The following is a 17632-nucleotide window of genomic DNA, read 5'->3' as shown; positions in this document are numbered from 1 at the left end:
ATGATTGACGTACCTCAAAAAATGGTTTATGATACAAAATAGTTAGAGAATAAAGTCTTTATATTTTTTTCAAGTAAAATGAGGTACGCACCTCAGGTTGTTATTTGAAAATGGGCATGTCATTCAAAAGTTAAACGAGGAGGATAAGGAATGAAAATTAAATTAAGCTTGCTCTCAATTATTTTATTAGGATTACTTGTTGCTTGTGGTTCAAATGAAAGCGGTGACAAATCCGGGTCAGGAGATAAAACAGTCATAGATGTGTTTAATATCAAGGTAGAAACGACAGACCAATTAAACAACTTAGTGGAATTATATGAAGAGGAAAATGAAAACGTAGACATTAATGTGACAACAGTAGGTGGTGGACAAGATGCCGCTTCCGCACTCCAGGCAAAATTCTCATCAGGCGAAGAACCGGCCATCTTTTTACTAGGTGGGTTATCTGATGTCGAAAAATATCAAGATTATCTATTAGATGTATCAGACATGGAAAGTGCAAAAACAGCCATTGAAGGGACATTAGACGGTGGGTCTATGGATGGGACACCTTATGGTATTCCTTTAAATATTGAAGGATATGGCTGGATGTACAATAAAGACATTTTTGAACGAGCTGGGGTAGATCCTGCTTCGATTGATAGCTATGAAGCGTTTAAAGAAGCGGTAGAAAAAATAGATGAACAAAAAGAGGATCTAGGTATAGAAGCTGTGTTTGGATTTAGTGCAAAAGAAGACTGGGTAGTAAGTCAATATTCTAGTCATTTTACCGCACCAGAATTTAATAATAACGTCAAAGAGGCATTCGAGGCAGATCAGCTAAACTTTGAGTATGGTGACCGAATGAAGGAGTATACCGATTTATTTAACAAATACAACTATCAACCAATCTTATCACTAGATTACAGTACTTCTGTAGAAGAATTATTTGCGAATGATCAGGTAGCAATTATTCACCAAGGTAACTGGATTGTTCCTTCATTAAACAGTTTAGATGAAAGCTTTGTCCAAGAGAAATTAGGTATTCTTCCTCTATTTGTTGGACCAGAAAACGAAGGAAAAATCGTTGCAGGCCCTTCCTGGTATTGGGGGATTAATAAAAAGAAAGACGATGCTGTTGTAGAAGAATCGAAGAAATTTTTAGATTGGATGTATACCTCTGAAAAAGGTAAAGAGCTAATTGTAGAAGATTTTAAATATATTCCTTCCCACGAAGGATATGATCCTGAATCGATATCTGATCCTGTGTCAAAGGAAGTATATGAGTACTTGTTAAATGATAAGTCAAGAATCTGGACAAATAATCAGTACCCAGATGGCTTCTTCTCAGAGGCTTTATTCCCAGAATTCCAGAAATATTTAGACGGTCAAAACAGCTGGGAAGAGTTTGAAGAGAAAGTCGGAGAATCTTTTACGAAGATGCGATAACATTCCCAAGGTTGGTGGAGCAATGACATTCTTTGCTCCACCATACATCTAGAATAAAGGAGTGGGAAAATGAATTTTAAAAGCCGCACATATTGGCTGTTTTTGCTACCGACATTACTAGCTCTATTAATCGTTTTAATCATTCCTTTCTTTCAAGGCGTCTACTACTCATTTACCGAATATAATGGGTTCCAGGTATCTGCTTTTGTTGGATTGGACAATTATATTAAATTATTCACAGACGATCAATTTCTCTATAGCTTAAAATTTACTGCAGGCTTTTCGATTGCCTCTGTTATTGGGATCAATGTGATTGGCTTAGCCTTTGCTTTGTTAGTGACACAAAAATTAGGGAAGGTCAGCACATTGTTCCGTACCGTTTTCTTTATGCCAAACCTCATTGGCGGCATTATTCTCGGTTTTATTTGGCAGTTTGTCTTTTTAAAAGCCTTTTCAGGAATTGCAGACGTAACAGGTATTGAGTTTTTTAAAGGCTGGCTATCTAATACAGAAACGGGTTTTTGGGGATTAGTCATCCTGTTTGTATGGCAGATGAGTGGTTATATTATGGTCATTTATATTTCCTTTTTGAACAATGTACCAAAGGAACTGTTAGAAGCGGCTACCATTGATGGCGCGAACAAATGGCAAAGCTTCTGGAAGGTTAAATTTCCACTTATTATACCAGCGTTTACCGTCAGTTTATTTCTAACATTATCCAATGCCTTTAAAGTGTATGATCAGAATATGGCATTAACAGGTGGAGGGCCATTCGGATCAACGGAAATGGCGACAATGAATATTTACGACACTGCCTTTAAAGTGCAAGATATGGGATATGCGCAATCAAAGGCGATTATTTTTCTCATTATTATTACATTGATTTCTGTTATTCAACTCTATTTAACTCGTAAAAAGGAGACAGAGCTATGAGAACTAAAGAACGCACACATAAGTATACGATGATGTTTATCGGTGCCATTGTCTCTTTGTTGTGGATCTATCCCTTTTATTTAGTATTTGTCAATTCAATTAAAACAAAGTCGGGTATTTTTAAAGGAACATTAGGTCTTCCAACCGAACCAACATTAGAAAATTATCCCGTCGCATTGGGTGAGTTAGATTTTCTATTAACGTTTTTCAATTCAGTGGTAGTGACAGGTGTTAGTATTCTGATTATTGTGCTTTTTACTTCTATGGCTGCATATGCCTTATCTCGTAAGCCTGGTAAATCTAGTACAGCTATCTACTTTTTGTTTGCTATCTGTATGCTTATCCCATTCCAGTCGATTATGATTCCATTAGTTTCCTTATTCGGGGCTGTGGAGATGTTGAATCGAACGGGTCTAGCGATTATGTATTTAGGGTTAGGCTCAAGCATGGCGGTATTTCTTTATGTAGGTGCAATGAAAAGTATCCCGAAAGCTTTAGATGAAGCGGCAATAATCGACGGATGTAATAGATTTCAAGTGTACTGGCATATCATCTTCCCTATGCTGAAATCAACAACCGTTACGGTTATCGTGCTGAATGCGATCTGGTTTTGGAATGACTACCTCCTTCCTTCCCTTGTGATCAATAAGGAAGGAATGTACACGATTCCATTGAAGACCTTTTACTTCTTTGGAGAGTACTCTACACAATGGCACTTAGCCTTAGCGGCATTAGTTATTGCCATGATTCCAATCATTATTTTATATATGTTCCTACAACGCTATATCATCGATGGTATTTCAGATGGGGCAGTTAAATAAGAAATATAGGAGGCAATCAGATGAAATTTACAAATGGAAATTGGTTAGTTAGAGAAGGATATCAAATACATTTTCCTCGAATCGTGCATGAAGTAGAGGAGCGCGATGGGGCCGTCACCTTATATGCACCGTGTAAATATTTAAATCACCGTGGGGATACACTAGATGGTCCATTACTGACGATTAAAATCTCTGCCCCAGTAGATGACGTGATTCGCGTGCAGACATGGCATTTTAAAGGAGGAAAAGCAAGATATCCTCAATTCGGAGTGCTAGACCAAATGAAGGAGATTGAACTAGAGGAAAAAGAGGATGCCGTTCATTTTACGAGTGGAGGCTTACAGCTTTCTATTACGAAAAAGGACTTTTCCTTGTCATTTAAAAATGCAGCAGGTAATCTAACAGATGCCGATGGAAAAGGGCTTGCATGGATCGAAGGACCAGAGGATAAGACTTATATGAGAGGACAGCTTCGCTTAGGAGTTGGTGAGCATCTTTATGGTTTAGGCGAACGCTTTACTCCGTTTGTGAAAAATGGGCAAAGTGTCGATATTTGGAACAAAGACGGTGGTACTAGCTCGGAGCAATCGTATAAAAATATTCCGTTTTACTTAAGCAGCAAGGGATATGGGATTTTTGTCAATCACCCGGAGGAGGTTAACTTTGAATTAGGGTCAGAAACTGTTTCTCGCTCTCAGTTTAGTGTGGAGGGAGAATTCTTAGACTATTATTTTATTAATGGGCCAACACCAAAGGAAGTAGTTAGTCGCTACACAGAACTCACTGGTAAGCCAGCATTACCTCCAGCATGGAGCTTTGGTTTATGGTTGTCGACTTCTTTCACAACAGACTATAATGAAGAAACGGTGAATCACTTTGTCGATGGGATGGCAGAGCGAGGTATTCCGCTAAGTGTGTTCCATTTTGACTGCTTCTGGATGAAGGAATTTGAATGGAGTAACTTTATTTGGGATCGTCGTAATTTCCCAGATCCAGAAGGGATGCTGAAGCGTTTAAAAGACAAAGGGTTAAAAATCTGTGTATGGATTAACCCATATATTGCACAAAAATCACCACTGTTTGACGAAGGTGCAGAGAAAGGCTATTTATTGAAAAAACCGGATGGAGATGTATGGCAATGGGATCTATGGCAGGCTGGAATGGGGATTGTCGATTTTACCAACCCTGACGCGTGTGCCTGGTTCCAAGAAAAACTAAAAGCATTGCTGGATATGGGAGTGGACTCCTTCAAGACGGACTTTGGCGAGCGTATTCCAACGGATGTTGTCTATTATGATGGTTCCGATCCACAAAAAATGCATAACTATTATGCGTATCAATACAATGATGTCGTCTTTGATTTATTAAAACGAGAAAAAGGGGAAGAAGAGGCGATTGTTTTCGCACGTTCGGCGACAACAGGTGGTCAAAAATTCCCTGTTCACTGGGGTGGAGACTGTGATTCCACGTATGACGCAATGGCTGAAAGCTTACGTGGTGGCCTATCGTTAACCACTTCCGGCTTTGGTTATTGGAGTCACGATATTGGTGGCTTTGAAAATACGGCAACACCAGATGTATTTAAACGTTGGACTGCCTTTGGATTGCTATCCAGCCATAGCCGTTTCCATGGAAGCTCCTCCTATCGTGTGCCATGGAATTTTGATGAAGAGGCAGTTGACGTAGCGCGTCATTTTACTAAGCTAAAGAACAGCTTAATGCCATACTTATATGAACAAGCCGTACAAAACAGCAAGACAGGAATACCTGTGATGCGTTCGATGGTGCTGGAATTCCCAGATGATCCGCTTTGTGAAACATTAGATCGACAATATATGCTTGGTGACTCTGTTTTAGTAGCACCGATTTTTAATGAAGAAGGCATAGGTTCCTTCTACTTACCAAAAGGAAAATGGACACACCTATTAACAGGGGAAGTAGTGGAAGGTGGCACATGGATTAAAGAAAAATATGATTACTTCAGCCTACCATTATTCGTAAGGCCAAATACGATTTTACCAGTTGGTAATAGTGAGGAAAAACCTGTTTACGATTATATAGATGGGGTGACCTTTAAGATTTATAGCTTAGATAATGATAAGAAGGTGACACAAAACTTAGTAAATGCACAAGGGGAATATATCGGTACTGTTTCGGCTATTCGTCAAGGGCAAAGGATTACTGTCACAACTTCGGGATTCAATCAGTCATATCATGTAGAAGTGCCTGGGTATGAGAAAGTGTCTGCAAATGCAGGGGAAGAGACGATAGAAATAGATTTGTAAAAGGAAACGGTGATCGGGCGTCTGCTTGGTCACCGTTTTGGCATATGGAAGGAATCTAATTTTTGGAAACTCGTTCCCATTAAAGCCTCTGTATATGTGTTTTGTTAAAAGACTCTTGATATTTTAAGCCAAAACCTAATAATCTATCCATAAATATATGAGCCATCCAGATGATACTAATTAGAAGTAAATATTCATTGAAAAAGAGGAAGTAACAGATTACTAAAAGTAGAGGCAACACAAAACTATGTCCCAAATTATAAACATTTGCACCTATTTTTTTATTCATTGCATAACCAATCATTGTAATATCGGGGATAAATAAAAGTACAAAAAACAACCAGATTGGAAAGTCCAACTGTGTATAAATATAGAAAGAAATTGCAAAGGCCACTCCGTTTTCAATGCGAACCACTTGATTGATAGTCATTACATTCCCCTTTCGTGTACACTTTTAAAAAATAGTAATATCAATTCTTCAATAACCTCTTTATTTTCTAAGTATTTCTCCTCTTTTACTAGTTCTTTAAGTGTTTGCACTACATTTAATGCTTGCTGATAAAACTGGATTTTTTCCTCAAGATTTATTATTTTTTCCTCTAATAACGAAACTGTGGAATTGTTACAACTGGTTGATATTGCTTCGTTTCTAAGTATAAGTAATCGTTGTATTTCTTTTAATGTAAACCCTAACTCCTTTAACACGATGATAAGCTGTATCTGTTTTTCGCATTCTTCATCATATTCTCGATAACCATTTTCTCGTCTTTTTGGCTTCAATATGTTCTCTTTCTCATAAAAACGAATTGTATCAGCTTGCATTCGATATTTCTGAGCAAACTCCTTAATTTTCATATAACCAGCCTCCCATACAACCATAACATTGGAGTAAGCTCCAAGGTCAAGAGTAAAATAAAGCACCCTAAAAACCAAAAGCGCCCAGTAAGAACGCCGGTTCAGTTACATATTGGAGATAATGAGATTAGTATTTATCTGTTCAAATGCACGAGTAAATGTTTTATCCACATTTTGGTCTGTAACGATGTGATCGATTTCAGAGAGTGGAGCAATTCCAACTGTTACATCTTTCCCGAATTTCGTGCTATCAGCTGCTACATAGATTTCTGATGATAACTCGATCATTTTTTTCCGGGTTATTGCCTCTTCAACATTATAGTCAGAAATACCCTTCTCTAGCGTTATCCCACTTGCGCAAATAAATGCCTTCTGTATATTCAGTTGGCTAAAATTAAATAAATACTCATAAGAAACTATCGATCTCTCTTCCTTTCTAACCTTTCCACCAATGATGATAAGCTCAATGTCACTATTTAATAGCTCAAGTGCAACAGGAAAAGAGTTAGTAATCACAGTTAGTTTTTTCTTGTTTTGAAGGAATTTTGCTATTTGATAGGTGGTGGAGCCACTATCAAGAAACACACAGTCACCATCTTGGATGAACTTGCTACAGGTGTAGGCAATACTCTGTTTTTCTTGCAGGTTACTAACCATTCGCTCTTCCATCGACGATTCCCCAAAATGATATTCTTTTAATTTGATACCCCCATATATTTTTTCTACTTTTTCTTGTTTTACAAGTGATTGAATATCTCTTCGAAGTGTATCCATTGAGATGTTTAGCTCTTCTTTTAATTCTGTCATTTTTAATACTTTTTTTAGCTTTAATAATTCCAGCATTTTGTTTTGTCTTTCTAAAGGAAACATGTATTCACCTCACCTAAAATTATGCATCATTTAATATTAATTAAATCATAAACTATGCACAATTTGGTATAGATTTATTCATAATTTACGCAAAATTTACGAGAACCGGGATTTAAATTTACAAACAACCCTTATACTAAGTGGTGACCAGAGAAGTGGTAAAGCAAGTGTTATCAAATTGCAGGAGGTGAGCAATTTGCTTAAATTGCACAATATTAGTAAACAATTCGACGATAAAGTGGTGTTATCAGATATTAGTGTAGAAATTCAAACTGGTGAAATTGTTTCCCTACTAGGACAAAGTGGTAGTGGGAAAACTACTTTATTAAATATTATATTAGGATTAACCCACATGAATAGTGGAAAAATCACTTTTAACGAGGACGATATCAGTCATGTTTCGATGAAGGAGCGAGGATTTAATATTGTTTTTCAAGACTATGCTCTATTTCCTCACTTAAATGCTTATCAGAATATTACCTATGGGTGGAAGCGCAAAAAAGGGTTAGTTACAGAGAGGGAGATTCAAGAATATATTGAATTCCTTGAATTAGAGCCACACTTAAACAAGAAAATAGACAAATTGTCGGGTGGTCAAAAGCAAAGAGTGGCCCTTGCTCGAACATTAGTGACAAAGCCTAAAGTCTTATTGCTAGATGAGCCAATGAGTGCATTAGATGGTGTCATAAAAGAATCGATCAAGGAAAGAATTAGATCGATAGCAAAACAGTTTAAGCTGACAACGATTATTGTCACACATGACCCTGAAGAGGCTCTAACCTTGTCCGACAAAATTCTGATTATTGATAATGGGAGCATCTCACAGTATGGGACACCACAAGAAATCATCCATCAGCCAAGCAATCCTTTTGTGAAGGAATTTATTCTAAAGCAGCTTCAGATTAAAAGGCAAAATATATTCGAGCTATTTGGTGAACAAAATGTCTAATACCAAAAAAGAAATGAAAATTATCTTTGTAGTGCTTAGCGTCTTATTTGCGGTTTTCTTAATCGTCCCACTTCTTATTTTATTTATTCGCTCCTTTGAAACAGGCAATGGGTTAGGAATAGCTAATTATCTTGCAGTCCTATCCAATTCGGAATTAGTAGGGTCCGTTTGGAATAGTATGAAAATTGCAGCTTTAACAGCAGTCATTACAACGATTCTTGCTTTTATTCTAGCATACACGGTTAACTGTACAAGAATTTATCGTCCGTTAAAGCTTGCCATTAAAATTGGTGTGCTTCTTCCGATGTTACTTCCGACCATTACATACGGATTTGCGATTATTTATACGTTTGGCAATCAAGGCTTGATCACGAAATTAGTAGGAGAAGATTTATTTGAAATCTATGGCTTTAATGGTCTCTTAATCGGCTATGTTATTTATACTATTCCTGCCGCATTTATACTGATTAACAATTCGTTTCAGTATATCGACAAAAAGTATATGATTGTTTCCAAGCTCATGGGAGATGGGTTTCTAAGGAGCTTTATCCATACCATTTTCCGACCATTATTAGGGACCTTAGGAGGCGCCTTTGTACTCTCGTTTATTCTGAGCTTTACTGATTTTGGAATTCCAGCTTCTATTGGTGGCACCTATAACGTTGTGGCAACCCAATTGTATCAAGTGATGCTTGGATCCATTCCTAATTTTAACCATGGAGCAGTTATTGCCATTCTCATGCTAATGCCAGCAGTGTTTGGGGTTTGGCTCTTAAACTATCTAGAGAGATTTAACTACCATTATGATCAATTCACGGATAATGAATCTATCAGAAATAGAGGAAGAGATTTGTTTAGCGGATTTCTCTCAGCTATTGTTATTCTGGGAATGATTTCTGTGTTTATGGTGATGTTTATCGTCCCATTTATGAACGGCTATCCGTATGACTTAACGTTCACTTGGAAGCATTTTATCAATATATTCGAATCAAGCAACCTAATTAGTGTTTACAAAAATTCGATTATTGTCGCAATCCTTACAGCTGTTTTAGGTGCTTGTATCGCCTACAGTTCGGCGATTTTAAATGCCCGAACCTCATTAAAATGGAGGTCTTCGATGGATGTTTTGTCCATGATTACCAATACAGTACCTGGTATGGTGTTAGGTTTATCGTATCTATTGTTTTTTAATAATAGTAGTTTAAAAGGAACCTTGATCATTCTTATATTATGTAATATTGTTCACTATTTTACGACACCTTATTTGATGGCGAAAAATGCTTTATTGAAGATGAATCCCTCTTGGGAAACAACAGCAGAATTGTTGGGAGATAGCTGGCTAAAGACACTTTATCGAGTTATTTTACCTAATTCATTATCCACGTTTATCGAGATGATGAGCTATTACTTTATCAATGCAATGGTCACGATTAGTGGCATTATCTTTTTAGTTTCTGCTCAAACAACCGTTGTGGCAAGCAAAATTAAAGACCTTCAGCATTTTGCTAAATTTAATGAAATATTTGTTTTATCTATACTCATCTTTATTACCAATCTATTAGTAAAGCTAATCTGTGACTTTTTACAGAAAAGGCGAGCCATTCATTCTTAAAAAGAAAGGGAGATTTACAATGAAGAAAAGGTTGATAATGCTTATCCTAAGCATAGTTTTTGTCTTATCAGCGTGTAGTAATAGTGCGAATGGGAAGGAGCAAGTAGTTATTTATACGAATGGAGATGAAGAAGCTGTTACGGCAGTAGGTAATGCCTTAGATAGCGCTGGATATGAAGGACAATATGTGCTCCAAACCTTAGGAACCTCTGAATTGGGAGGAAAACTATTAGCAGAAGGGGGTCAAATCGAAGCAGATTTAGTGACGATGAGCTCCTATTTTATTGAAAGTGCTCAACATCAGCATGATATGTTTAAGGATTTATCATTTGAAACGACCGCATTAGAAGAATATCCATCCTACTATACACCGATTCTATCGATTACAGGATCTATCTTTGTTAATACCGAAATGCTCAAGGAAAAAGGGCTAGAGATGCCAGAATCTATAAAGGATCTAGTAAAACCGGAATACAGCGGTCTAGTTTCTATTCCGAATATTTTTGATTCCTCAACAGGCTGGTTACTTATTCAAGCTATTATCAGTGAATATGGAGAAGAGGAAGGGAAGGGGATTCTTCAGGATTTACTCCAAAATGTTGGTCCACATTTGGAAAGCTCAGGATCTGGCCCTATTAAAAAAGTAAAGGCAGGGGAAGTTGTCGCAGGATTTGGACTAAGACATCAAGCTGTACAGGCCAAGGAAGCAGGGGCACCGATTGATTATGTCGATCCAATCGAAGGGAACTTTTCCTTAACAGAATCCATTGCGGTTGTGGATAAGGACTCCACTACAACAGAGCTCGCGATGGAAATGGCAGAAGTGATTATTCAGGATGCAAGAGAAGAGCTATTAACCTATTATCCCGTTGCCCTTTACGAGGGAGAAGTAGTAACAGCTGAAAACAAACCAGCACATCCAAAGAAATTTAATCAATCCTTAACGGTAGAGCTACTAGAAGAGCATCAGAAATTCTTTAATGCAGCAAAATAAGAAAGTAGGAGTGTCATTGGATATGTATGAATACAAGCTTTTAACCCCAGGTCCATTAACCACAACCAATACGATAAAAGAGGAAATGCTATTTGACCGTTGCACCTGGGATGATGATTATAAAAAGATTACGCAAAAAATTAGAGCTCAACTGTTAGATTTAGCAGTGGGAAAGAAAGATGATTATACCGTTGTGTTGATGCAGGGAAGCGGTACCTTTACAGTCGAATCTGTGATGACCTCAACGATCAAGCGGAATGAGAAGGCATTGATCATCACAAATGGTGCCTATGGAGAGCGGATTGTCCAAATAGCGGAATGCGGTGGAATAAACTACCGGCAATATCGCGTTAATTATGATCAATATCCAAACGACAAAGACATAAGAAGAATATTAGAGGAAGACCAAGAAATTACACACCTCGTGATGGTACATTGTGAAACAACAACAGGAATATTAAATCCACTTGAAATGGTGGCCAAACTTTCCAAGGAGTACGATAAAACTTTAATTATTGATGCCATGAGTAGCTTTGGTGGGATGGAAATCGATGTGTCTTCACTGGAGATTGATTACCTAGTGAGTAGTGCCAATAAATGTATTCAAGGAGTTCCTGGCTTTGGCTTTGTAATTGCGAAGCTGGATAAATTGTTGGCTTGTAAAGGGAACGCTCGAAGCCTTTCTCTTGATTTATATGATCAATGGAAGGTAATGGATAAGGATGGTAAATGGCGTTATACCTCACCAACCCATGTTGTAGCAGCCTTTTCCAAAGCGCTTGATGAATTAGTAGAAGAAGGTGGTATCCCAGCAAGATTCCAGCGTTATCAGAGAAATAATCAATTGTTACGAGAGAAACTAACTGCTTTAGGGTTTCAGCCTTATATTTCAGAAGAGAAACAATCCCCGATTATTACAACCTTTTTGTTTCCAGATGAAGCCTTTAATTTTCAAGACTTTTATTACTATGTAAAGGAAAAAGGCTTTGTTCTCTATCCAGGAAAGCTAACCAATGCCAAAACCTTTCGCATCGGAAACATCGGAGAGATTTATGAAGAGGATATAAAACAATTAACGGAAATAATCGAACATTATAAGGGAGTTGGAGTGAAATGAAAACAAATCAGATAGAAGGAGTTATCCTTGATTGGGCAGGAACGGCTGTTGATTTTGGTTGTTTTGCACCTGTCCATGTCTTCATCGATATTTTTCAAAAGGTAGGCATTGACGTAACAATGGAAGAAGCAAGAGCACCAATGGGCATGCTAAAAATCGATCATATCCGTGCAATGCTGTCAATGCCAAGAATCTCGACATTATGGGAAGAAAGAATTGGGCGTGCCTTTAACGAACAAGATGTAGAAAATCTGTACGGGGAATTTGAACCTGCACTTTTGTCCTCTTTAAAGGAGTATACAGATCCATTACCAGGGGTGGTAGAAACAGTAGGAGCTTTACGGAAACAAGGATTAAAAATTGGTTCGACAACGGGATATACGCAATCAATGATGGACATTGTTGTACCATATGCACGTAATAAAGGCTATCAACCGGATTACTATATCACTCCTGATGGGACAAGCTCCTTTGGTCGTCCTTATCCTTATATGATATACCGTAACATGGAAGAATTAAAACTAACCGCTCCATGGAAGGTAGTCAAAGTAGGAGATACAACCTCTGATATAAAAGAGGGTGTGAATGCAGGAGCTTGGTCTGTTGGGGTTATCATTGGTAGCTCTGAAATGGGGTTAAGCTATGACGAATTTCACGGCCTTTCTGATGAGGAAAAAGCAACTATTATCTCTAAAACGGAAAAACGCTTTATCGATAATGGAGCGAATTATACCATTTACTCGATAGAGGAGTTGCCACAATTAATAGAGAAGATTAATAGAGAGTTAGAAGAGGGGAAAAGACCCGGGTCATAAAAAATAAAGAGGCTAACTATTGACTTTATATAGTTAGCCTCTTTTAATTATCATCAGTAGCAAATTCCTTTTCAGGTAGCCCCAATATGTCTGTATTATTAGGAATATAACCAAGTAGCCGTAGCATCGCTACAATTTGTCCTTTATGATGGTATTCATGCGTAATGGAATGCATTAGTAATTGGTGTGGCGTTTTTCTTACAGCTCCACTGTCTACTTTCCAAGCGAGCTCTCTTTCAATAATAACATCAAAATTATTGCGAAATTTTTCAATGACAGTATCTACATATTTATCCGCTTGTTGAAAATAGCCTTGAATATCTCCTATCTGCATCTCGCTAATTACTTCCTTTGTTAATAGCGGCGATGTCGTTTCTAAAAGCACAAAAGAACCTAGCCAAGCATGATAACAACCTGCCACATGAACTAAAGAATCTTTTAAACTTTGAAAACCAAATCCAAATTCTTTTGTAAAATCATTTTCATTCAATTCTTTACACTGGTCTAATAAAACTTGTCTTGTTTGTTTTACCCATTCATATTCGTCTTTTAACATAAACTATCTCCACCTTATCAGAAATAATAACTGTCCGAATCTTCTTATTATACATGATTGGGTACATTAATGAACGCAGACTTAATTATAATGAATAAAATTGGAGAAAAAAATGAAGTCCAGACCTATTCCCATATTTCAAGGCTTTGATCGTTATAGTATGAATTAAAGCACGTTTGCCCAACCTGGGCTCTCGAGTGAACAAAGAATCTCAAGCTCTTTCTCTCTTTCCTTCGTATAGGAGCTTACACTTACTAAATCTTCATCCATTATACCAGGATGTGTCATGATCTCTATCGACTTTCCTTCTGTTTTTTCTAATTCTCCAAATAGCTCGTGATAGATACCATCCCCGTAAAAATCTAACCATAAGGAATCGGTAAGCAAAATTTCCGGATGATCCTGTAAAGAATCAACATATCGAACGGGAACCTTGTATTCATTAGCGATCTCTAAAATTACTTGCTTTAAAGGCTCCCAGCCATGAACATGATGGTGGCTGTCGATATGATGTAAGGGAAGCCCTGTCGCTAAAAAGGCATCAAGCTGAGCGCGCCATTCCTTTTTTACTTCCTCCGGATTTGGAGGTTCTTCTGTTTGATAACGATTTGTAAACTTGAAAGAACCATCTTTGTCCACTAGGCCCGGTACATCAGGATGAACAGGCTTTCCCCATGTTAGGACTAAATGAATCCCAACATCTAGAGATGGAACCTTCTTTGCTAATTGAACTGCATAATCGGTTGCCATGCCATTCATCATTAAGGTAGTAGAAGATATGCACCCATTTAGATGGGCTTGGACGATCCCATCTGTTACCCCTTTCGTTAATCCAAAGTCATCGGCATTAAATAAAATATTAATAGTCATCACCTTCTTCTTCAGGATAAAATCGCTCAATAACGAAATTGGTTTTATCCCCTCGAAAATACGACTGGGAATATTCTATTTTGTTGCCTTCCCTGTCCTCTGCCACTGTTTCGATATAGAAGCAAGGAAGCCCCATTTCCGAGTCTAAATAATAGGAGATACTTTCATCAGATAAAGCCATTTCCATATGTTCTGTTGTTTTAGCAATCGAAACTTGAAAATCGTATTTTAGTGCACGATATAAAGAGGTTTCTGCTTGCTTTTTCGTAACCCCTGGTGCGACCTTCCATGGGATATAGGAGATTTCGTATTGAGTTGGTATCCCATTAGCTTTTCGAATACGTTCGATTTTCTGAACAGGATCATTTAGCGGAATACCTAAGGTTTCTTGAATCGAGGAAGTTGCTGGAACAACCGATAAATCGATTAGAATAATTTCAGCGGTTTTTCCTTGGACCTCCATTTGATCAATATACCGTTTTACCGTTTGGGAGAGTGTTTGATGTATTTTTTTATCTGCTACAAAGGTACCCTTTCCCTGCACTCTTTCTAAATAACCCTCCAATGTTAGTTGGTTTAAAGCCGCTCGTACCGTTGTTCTACTCACATCAAAATCCTTACACAATTCCAATTCTGTTGGTATCTTTTCCCCTTTTTGATATTGGCCTCTTTTAATGCGGGTGAGTAATTCATTTTTAATATGGGAATGTAATGATTGTTTTTTATCCATAGCCGTTCCTTCCATCCTTTAAATTGGTTATAACAATTCTACTAAATATTCATTATTAATACAACTAATAACAAATGTAGTAACAAATTTAAGAAAAATTGTTTACTTTGTATTAATTGTATGATACATTTTAGTCAATATCATCATAGTATAAACATTTTGAAACGTAAGGAGAATGAATATGTCTTTAAAAGTTGTCGTTATAGGTGGTGGTTCTAGCTATACACCTGAAATCATGGAGGGAATTATTCGACGTCATCATCAATTACCAGTGACGGAAATTGTTTTGGTGGACGTAAAGGAAGGTCAAGAAAAATTAGAAATTATCGGCCGTTTAGCGGAAAGAATGATCGAAAAAGCGCAAAAACCAATCAAATTGTCTTGGACACTCGATCGAAAAAAAGCACTAGAAAATGCAGACTTTGTTTCTACCCAAATTCGTGTTGGTGGATTAGAGGCTAGGGAGAAGGATGAACGCATTCCATTAAGCCATGGCTTTATTGGTCAAGAAACAAATGGTGCTGGAGGTATTCTCAAAGCATTTCGTACGATTCCTGTGCTATTAGAAATAGCAGAGGATGTTCACCGAATTTGTCCAAATGCTTGGATGATTAATTTTACGAATCCAGCTGGAATGGTTACCGAAGCATTATTAAAACATTCCCCACACAAAAAAGTAATTGGTGTTTGTAACATTCCTTATAATATGCGCCATTCCACTGCAGAGATCTTAGATGCAGATCCCGATCAGGTCAGAATCGATTTTGTCGGTCTAAACCATTTTGTTTTCGGTCAAAAGGTATATGTGAATGGGCATGATCGGACAAATGAGGTGTTAACAAGCCTAGCGAGTGAGGATCTAAACTATTCCCCCGCAAACATTGTGAGCTTAGGCTGGACGAAGGAATTTGTGAATAGTTTGAAATTATTACCGAATCCATATCACCAGTATTACTATCAAACAAAAGAGGTGCTTGCGAAGGATGTGAAGGCTTTTCAAGAGAATGGAACAAGGGCACAAGTCGTGCAGGAGCTAGAAAAGGCGTTGTTTGCTATTTACGATAATCCAGATTTGCAGGTGAAGCCAAAGGAATTAGAGGAAAGGGGTGGAGCTTTTTATAGTGATGTAGCCTGTAGCTTAATGGACTCGATTTATAACAATAAAGAGGATATACAAACCGTCAATACGTTTAATAATGGGGCGATAGAGGATTTGCCAAATGATGCGGTTGTCGAAGCGAACTGTGTGATAACGAATAATGGTCCTAAACCTGTTACGATTGGTTCCTTGCCAGCAGCCGTGAAAGGCGACATTTTACAAATGAAGGCATTTGAGGAGCTTGTCATTACTGCAAGTATTACTGGTGACTATCATCAGGCCTATCAAGCTTTTCTAGCCAACCCGTTAATAAAAGATGAGAAGCGAATACAGCCATTGTTAGACGAGTTGTTAGAGGCACATAAAGAATATTTACCACAATTTGCGAAGAAAAGGGGTTCGTAAATATGAATAATAAGTTTATGCAAAAGTTTATTGAAATTGCAGGGAGAATTGGTTCACAACGACATTTGGTAGCAATCCGTGATGGGTTTGTTGCCATAATGCCTCTCGTTATTATTGGTTCGTTGGCTATTCTTGTGAACAATTTCCCTCCATTTGGGAATTTTGAATTTGTCACATGGATGAATTCTATCTTTGGGGATGGAAATTGGCAGCAGGTAGGAGGGAGTATTTGGAATGGTACTTTTGCTGTATTAGGTCTTTTGGTATCGTTCACAATCGCTTATAATTTAGCAAAAAGCTATCAAGTTGATCGTCTATCTGCTGCGCTCATTTCCTCAGCATCCTATATCATGCTCGTTCCGGTCACAGCGGATTTTGGTTTGAACATGAACTGGCTCGGAACCCAGGGTCTTTTTGTTGGAATTATTGTCGCATTATTAACAACTGAATTATTCCGATTACTTGTAACCAATGAAAAATTGACTATCAAAATGCCTGAAGGTGTACCATCTGGTGTAACCAAATCATTTAGAGCCTTGGTTCCAACCATGATTATTCTAATACTCGTCGGCTTATGTCAAGCATTGTTGATGGTGTTAGCAGAAACAAGTATTTTTGAAGTTATTTTTACAGCGATACAGAAGCCAATCCAAGGGTTAAGTGATTCCTTGCCAGCAGCACTTATTGTCGCATTATTGAATCATATTTTATGGTTCTTTGGATTGCATGGTACGAATATTATTGGTTCGATCATCGAGCCTATCTATATTCCGTTAGTAGAGGAAAACTTGAGCTTATTCCAAACAGGGGTTTCTGCCTACGATGTTCCGAATATCGTTACCAAACCATTCCTTGATGCATTTGTCTTTATGGGAGGATCAGGTACGACAATTGCGTTATTGATTGCCATTTTCATGGTTGTGCGGAATCAACAGAAGCATCCATATCGAGAGGTAGCAAAGGTTTCCGCACCAGCAAGTTTATTTAATATAAATGAACCAGTTATCTTTGGTCTACCCATTGTATTAAATCCGATTATGCTTATTCCATTTGTGCTAGTCCCTGTTATTTTAACAATCATCACCTATTTCGCCATGTACACAGGAATGGTGCCAAAAACAGTAGCTTTATTGCCATGGACGACACCACCTATTTTAAGTGGTTATCTCGTAACAGGAGGGAGCTGGCGAGGAGTAGCGCTACAGCTATTTAATATAGCGATAGGGATTATCATCTATATTCCATTTATACTAGCAGGAGTGAAAACATTAAAGAAAAGAATGGAGGATTAAT

Annotated in this window: 17 protein-coding genes; 11 read left to right on the top strand and 6 right to left on the bottom strand. The window is 37.7% G+C overall.

Annotated elements, in window-relative coordinates:
• Positions 1–150 precede the first annotated feature (150 nt).
• The 4 genes from ACZ5R4_RS13115 to yicI all read left to right on the top strand — a co-directional run bounded on the left by ACZ5R4_RS13115 (position 151) and on the right by yicI (position 5467).
• On the top strand, positions 151–1428 hold the full coding sequence (locus ACZ5R4_RS13115; RefSeq protein ID WP_277679268.1) for an ABC transporter substrate-binding protein: 1278 nt from the start codon (positions 151–153) through the stop codon (positions 1426–1428).
• Between the two features lie 69 nt (positions 1429–1497).
• On the top strand, positions 1498–2361 hold the full coding sequence (locus ACZ5R4_RS13110; RefSeq protein WP_109983402.1) for a carbohydrate ABC transporter permease: 864 nt from the start codon (positions 1498–1500) through the stop codon (positions 2359–2361).
• Positions 2358–3182, top strand: a complete 825-nt coding sequence (locus ACZ5R4_RS13105) for a carbohydrate ABC transporter permease (protein ID WP_109983401.1) — start codon at positions 2358–2360, stop codon at positions 3180–3182. Before ACZ5R4_RS13110 ends, ACZ5R4_RS13105 begins: the two co-directional genes overlap by 4 nt.
• A gap of 20 nt (positions 3183–3202) precedes the next feature.
• Positions 3203–5467, top strand: coding sequence for an alpha-xylosidase (yicI, locus tag ACZ5R4_RS13100; protein ID WP_464367478.1), 2265 nt, complete (start codon positions 3203–3205; stop codon positions 5465–5467).
• A 79-nt stretch (positions 5468–5546) separates the two neighbouring features.
• Here the strand turns inward: yicI and ACZ5R4_RS13095 are convergent, their stop codons facing one another.
• The 3 genes from ACZ5R4_RS13095 to ACZ5R4_RS13085 form a co-directional block, all read right to left on the bottom strand.
• Complete coding sequence (locus tag ACZ5R4_RS13095; protein ID WP_054860803.1) at positions 5547–5897, bottom strand: DUF4260 family protein; 351 nt, start codon at positions 5895–5897, stop codon at positions 5547–5549.
• A complete protein-coding gene (locus ACZ5R4_RS13090; protein ID WP_464367477.1) occupies positions 5897–6322 on the bottom strand; it encodes a MerR family transcriptional regulator in 426 nt (141 codons plus the stop codon). Before ACZ5R4_RS13090 ends, ACZ5R4_RS13095 begins: the two co-directional genes overlap by 1 nt.
• Before the next feature lie 105 nt (positions 6323–6427).
• Complete coding sequence (locus ACZ5R4_RS13085) at positions 6428–7192, bottom strand: DeoR/GlpR family DNA-binding transcription regulator (RefSeq protein ID WP_464367476.1); 765 nt, start codon at positions 7190–7192, stop codon at positions 6428–6430.
• 196 nt (positions 7193–7388) lie between these two features.
• Here ACZ5R4_RS13085 and ACZ5R4_RS13080 point away from each other — a divergent pair, with 196 nt between their 5' ends.
• The 5 genes from ACZ5R4_RS13080 to phnX are packed head-to-tail and all read left to right on the top strand — an operon-like array spanning position 7389 to position 12679.
• Entirely contained in the window at positions 7389–8141 is a 753-nt protein-coding gene (locus tag ACZ5R4_RS13080) for an ABC transporter ATP-binding protein (protein WP_464367475.1), read from the top strand.
• Positions 8134–9753 (top strand): ABC transporter permease subunit, encoded by a 1620-nt coding sequence (locus ACZ5R4_RS13075; RefSeq protein ID WP_464367474.1) that lies wholly within the window; start codon positions 8134–8136, stop codon positions 9751–9753. Before ACZ5R4_RS13080 ends, ACZ5R4_RS13075 begins: the two co-directional genes overlap by 8 nt.
• Positions 9754–9772: 19 nt before the next feature.
• Complete coding sequence (locus ACZ5R4_RS13070) at positions 9773–10747, top strand: extracellular solute-binding protein (RefSeq protein ID WP_464367473.1); 975 nt, start codon at positions 9773–9775, stop codon at positions 10745–10747.
• A 22-nt stretch (positions 10748–10769) separates the two neighbouring features.
• The gene (phnW, locus tag ACZ5R4_RS13065; RefSeq protein ID WP_464368493.1) at positions 10770–11864 is read left to right on the top strand and encodes a 2-aminoethylphosphonate--pyruvate transaminase; all 1095 of its coding nucleotides are present in this window, start codon (positions 10770–10772) and stop codon (positions 11862–11864) included.
• Positions 11861–12679, top strand: coding sequence for a phosphonoacetaldehyde hydrolase (phnX, locus tag ACZ5R4_RS13060; RefSeq protein ID WP_464367472.1), 819 nt, complete (start codon positions 11861–11863; stop codon positions 12677–12679). Before phnW ends, phnX begins: the two co-directional genes overlap by 4 nt.
• 43 nt (positions 12680–12722) lie before the next feature.
• Here the strand turns inward: phnX and ACZ5R4_RS13055 are convergent, their stop codons facing one another.
• The 3 genes from ACZ5R4_RS13055 to ACZ5R4_RS13045 all read right to left on the bottom strand — a co-directional run bounded on the left by ACZ5R4_RS13055 (position 12723) and on the right by ACZ5R4_RS13045 (position 14835).
• Positions 12723–13235 carry a DinB family protein gene (locus ACZ5R4_RS13055; protein WP_464367471.1) on the bottom strand — a complete coding sequence of 171 codons (513 nt, stop codon included), beginning with the start codon at positions 13233–13235 and terminating at the stop codon, positions 12723–12725.
• 165 nt (positions 13236–13400) lie between these two features.
• A complete protein-coding gene (gene chbG / locus ACZ5R4_RS13050; RefSeq protein WP_342767713.1) occupies positions 13401–14105 on the bottom strand; it encodes a chitin disaccharide deacetylase in 705 nt (234 codons plus the stop codon).
• Positions 14095–14835, bottom strand: coding sequence for a GntR family transcriptional regulator (locus ACZ5R4_RS13045; protein ID WP_109983390.1), 741 nt, complete (start codon positions 14833–14835; stop codon positions 14095–14097). Before ACZ5R4_RS13045 ends, chbG begins: the two co-directional genes overlap by 11 nt.
• A gap of 181 nt (positions 14836–15016) precedes the next feature.
• On the opposite strand from ACZ5R4_RS13045, the gene ACZ5R4_RS13040 reads away from it, so the two are divergent.
• Together ACZ5R4_RS13040 and ACZ5R4_RS13035 are read left to right on the top strand one after the other, a co-directional pair.
• On the top strand, positions 15017–16339 hold the full coding sequence (locus tag ACZ5R4_RS13040) for a 6-phospho-beta-glucosidase (protein ID WP_464367470.1): 1323 nt from the start codon (positions 15017–15019) through the stop codon (positions 16337–16339).
• Between the two features lie 2 nt (positions 16340–16341).
• Positions 16342–17631 carry a PTS sugar transporter subunit IIC gene (locus ACZ5R4_RS13035; protein WP_347835860.1) on the top strand — a complete coding sequence of 430 codons (1290 nt, stop codon included), beginning with the start codon at positions 16342–16344 and terminating at the stop codon, positions 17629–17631.
• Position 17632: the final 1 nt, after the last annotated feature.

This window comes from Gracilibacillus sp. JCM 18860, assembly GCF_055395245.1.
This window is presented reverse-complemented; position numbering and strand designations above follow the sequence as displayed.

Bases quoted from the DNA above. Each gene is read 5' to 3' on its own strand.
- ACZ5R4_RS13115 (WP_277679268.1), top strand. From the start codon at position 151: ATGAAAATTAAATTAAGCTTGCTCTCAATTATTTTATTAGGATTACTT.
- ACZ5R4_RS13110 (WP_109983402.1), top strand. From the start codon at position 1,498: ATGAATTTTAAAAGCCGCACATATTGGCTGTTTTTGCTACCGACATTA.
- ACZ5R4_RS13105 (WP_109983401.1), top strand. From the start codon at position 2,358: ATGAGAACTAAAGAACGCACACATAAGTATACGATGATGTTTATCGGT.
- yicI (WP_464367478.1), top strand. From the start codon at position 3,203: ATGAAATTTACAAATGGAAATTGGTTAGTTAGAGAAGGATATCAAATA.
- ACZ5R4_RS13095 (WP_054860803.1), bottom strand. From the start codon at position 5,897: ATGACTATCAATCAAGTGGTTCGCATTGAAAACGGAGTGGCCTTTGCA.
- ACZ5R4_RS13090 (WP_464367477.1), bottom strand. From the start codon at position 6,322: ATGAAAATTAAGGAGTTTGCTCAGAAATATCGAATGCAAGCTGATACA.
- ACZ5R4_RS13085 (WP_464367476.1), bottom strand. From the start codon at position 7,192: ATGTTTCCTTTAGAAAGACAAAACAAAATGCTGGAATTATTAAAGCTA.
- ACZ5R4_RS13075 (WP_464367474.1), top strand. From the start codon at position 8,134: ATGTCTAATACCAAAAAAGAAATGAAAATTATCTTTGTAGTGCTTAGC.
- ACZ5R4_RS13070 (WP_464367473.1), top strand. From the start codon at position 9,773: ATGAAGAAAAGGTTGATAATGCTTATCCTAAGCATAGTTTTTGTCTTA.
- phnW (WP_464368493.1), top strand. From the start codon at position 10,770: ATGTATGAATACAAGCTTTTAACCCCAGGTCCATTAACCACAACCAAT.
- phnX (WP_464367472.1), top strand. From the start codon at position 11,861: ATGAAAACAAATCAGATAGAAGGAGTTATCCTTGATTGGGCAGGAACG.
- ACZ5R4_RS13055 (WP_464367471.1), bottom strand. From the start codon at position 13,235: ATGTTAAAAGACGAATATGAATGGGTAAAACAAACAAGACAAGTTTTA.
- chbG (WP_342767713.1), bottom strand. From the start codon at position 14,105: ATGACTATTAATATTTTATTTAATGCCGATGACTTTGGATTAACGAAA.
- ACZ5R4_RS13045 (WP_109983390.1), bottom strand. From the start codon at position 14,835: ATGGATAAAAAACAATCATTACATTCCCATATTAAAAATGAATTACTC.
- ACZ5R4_RS13040 (WP_464367470.1), top strand. From the start codon at position 15,017: ATGTCTTTAAAAGTTGTCGTTATAGGTGGTGGTTCTAGCTATACACCT.
- ACZ5R4_RS13035 (WP_347835860.1), top strand. From the start codon at position 16,342: ATGAATAATAAGTTTATGCAAAAGTTTATTGAAATTGCAGGGAGAATT.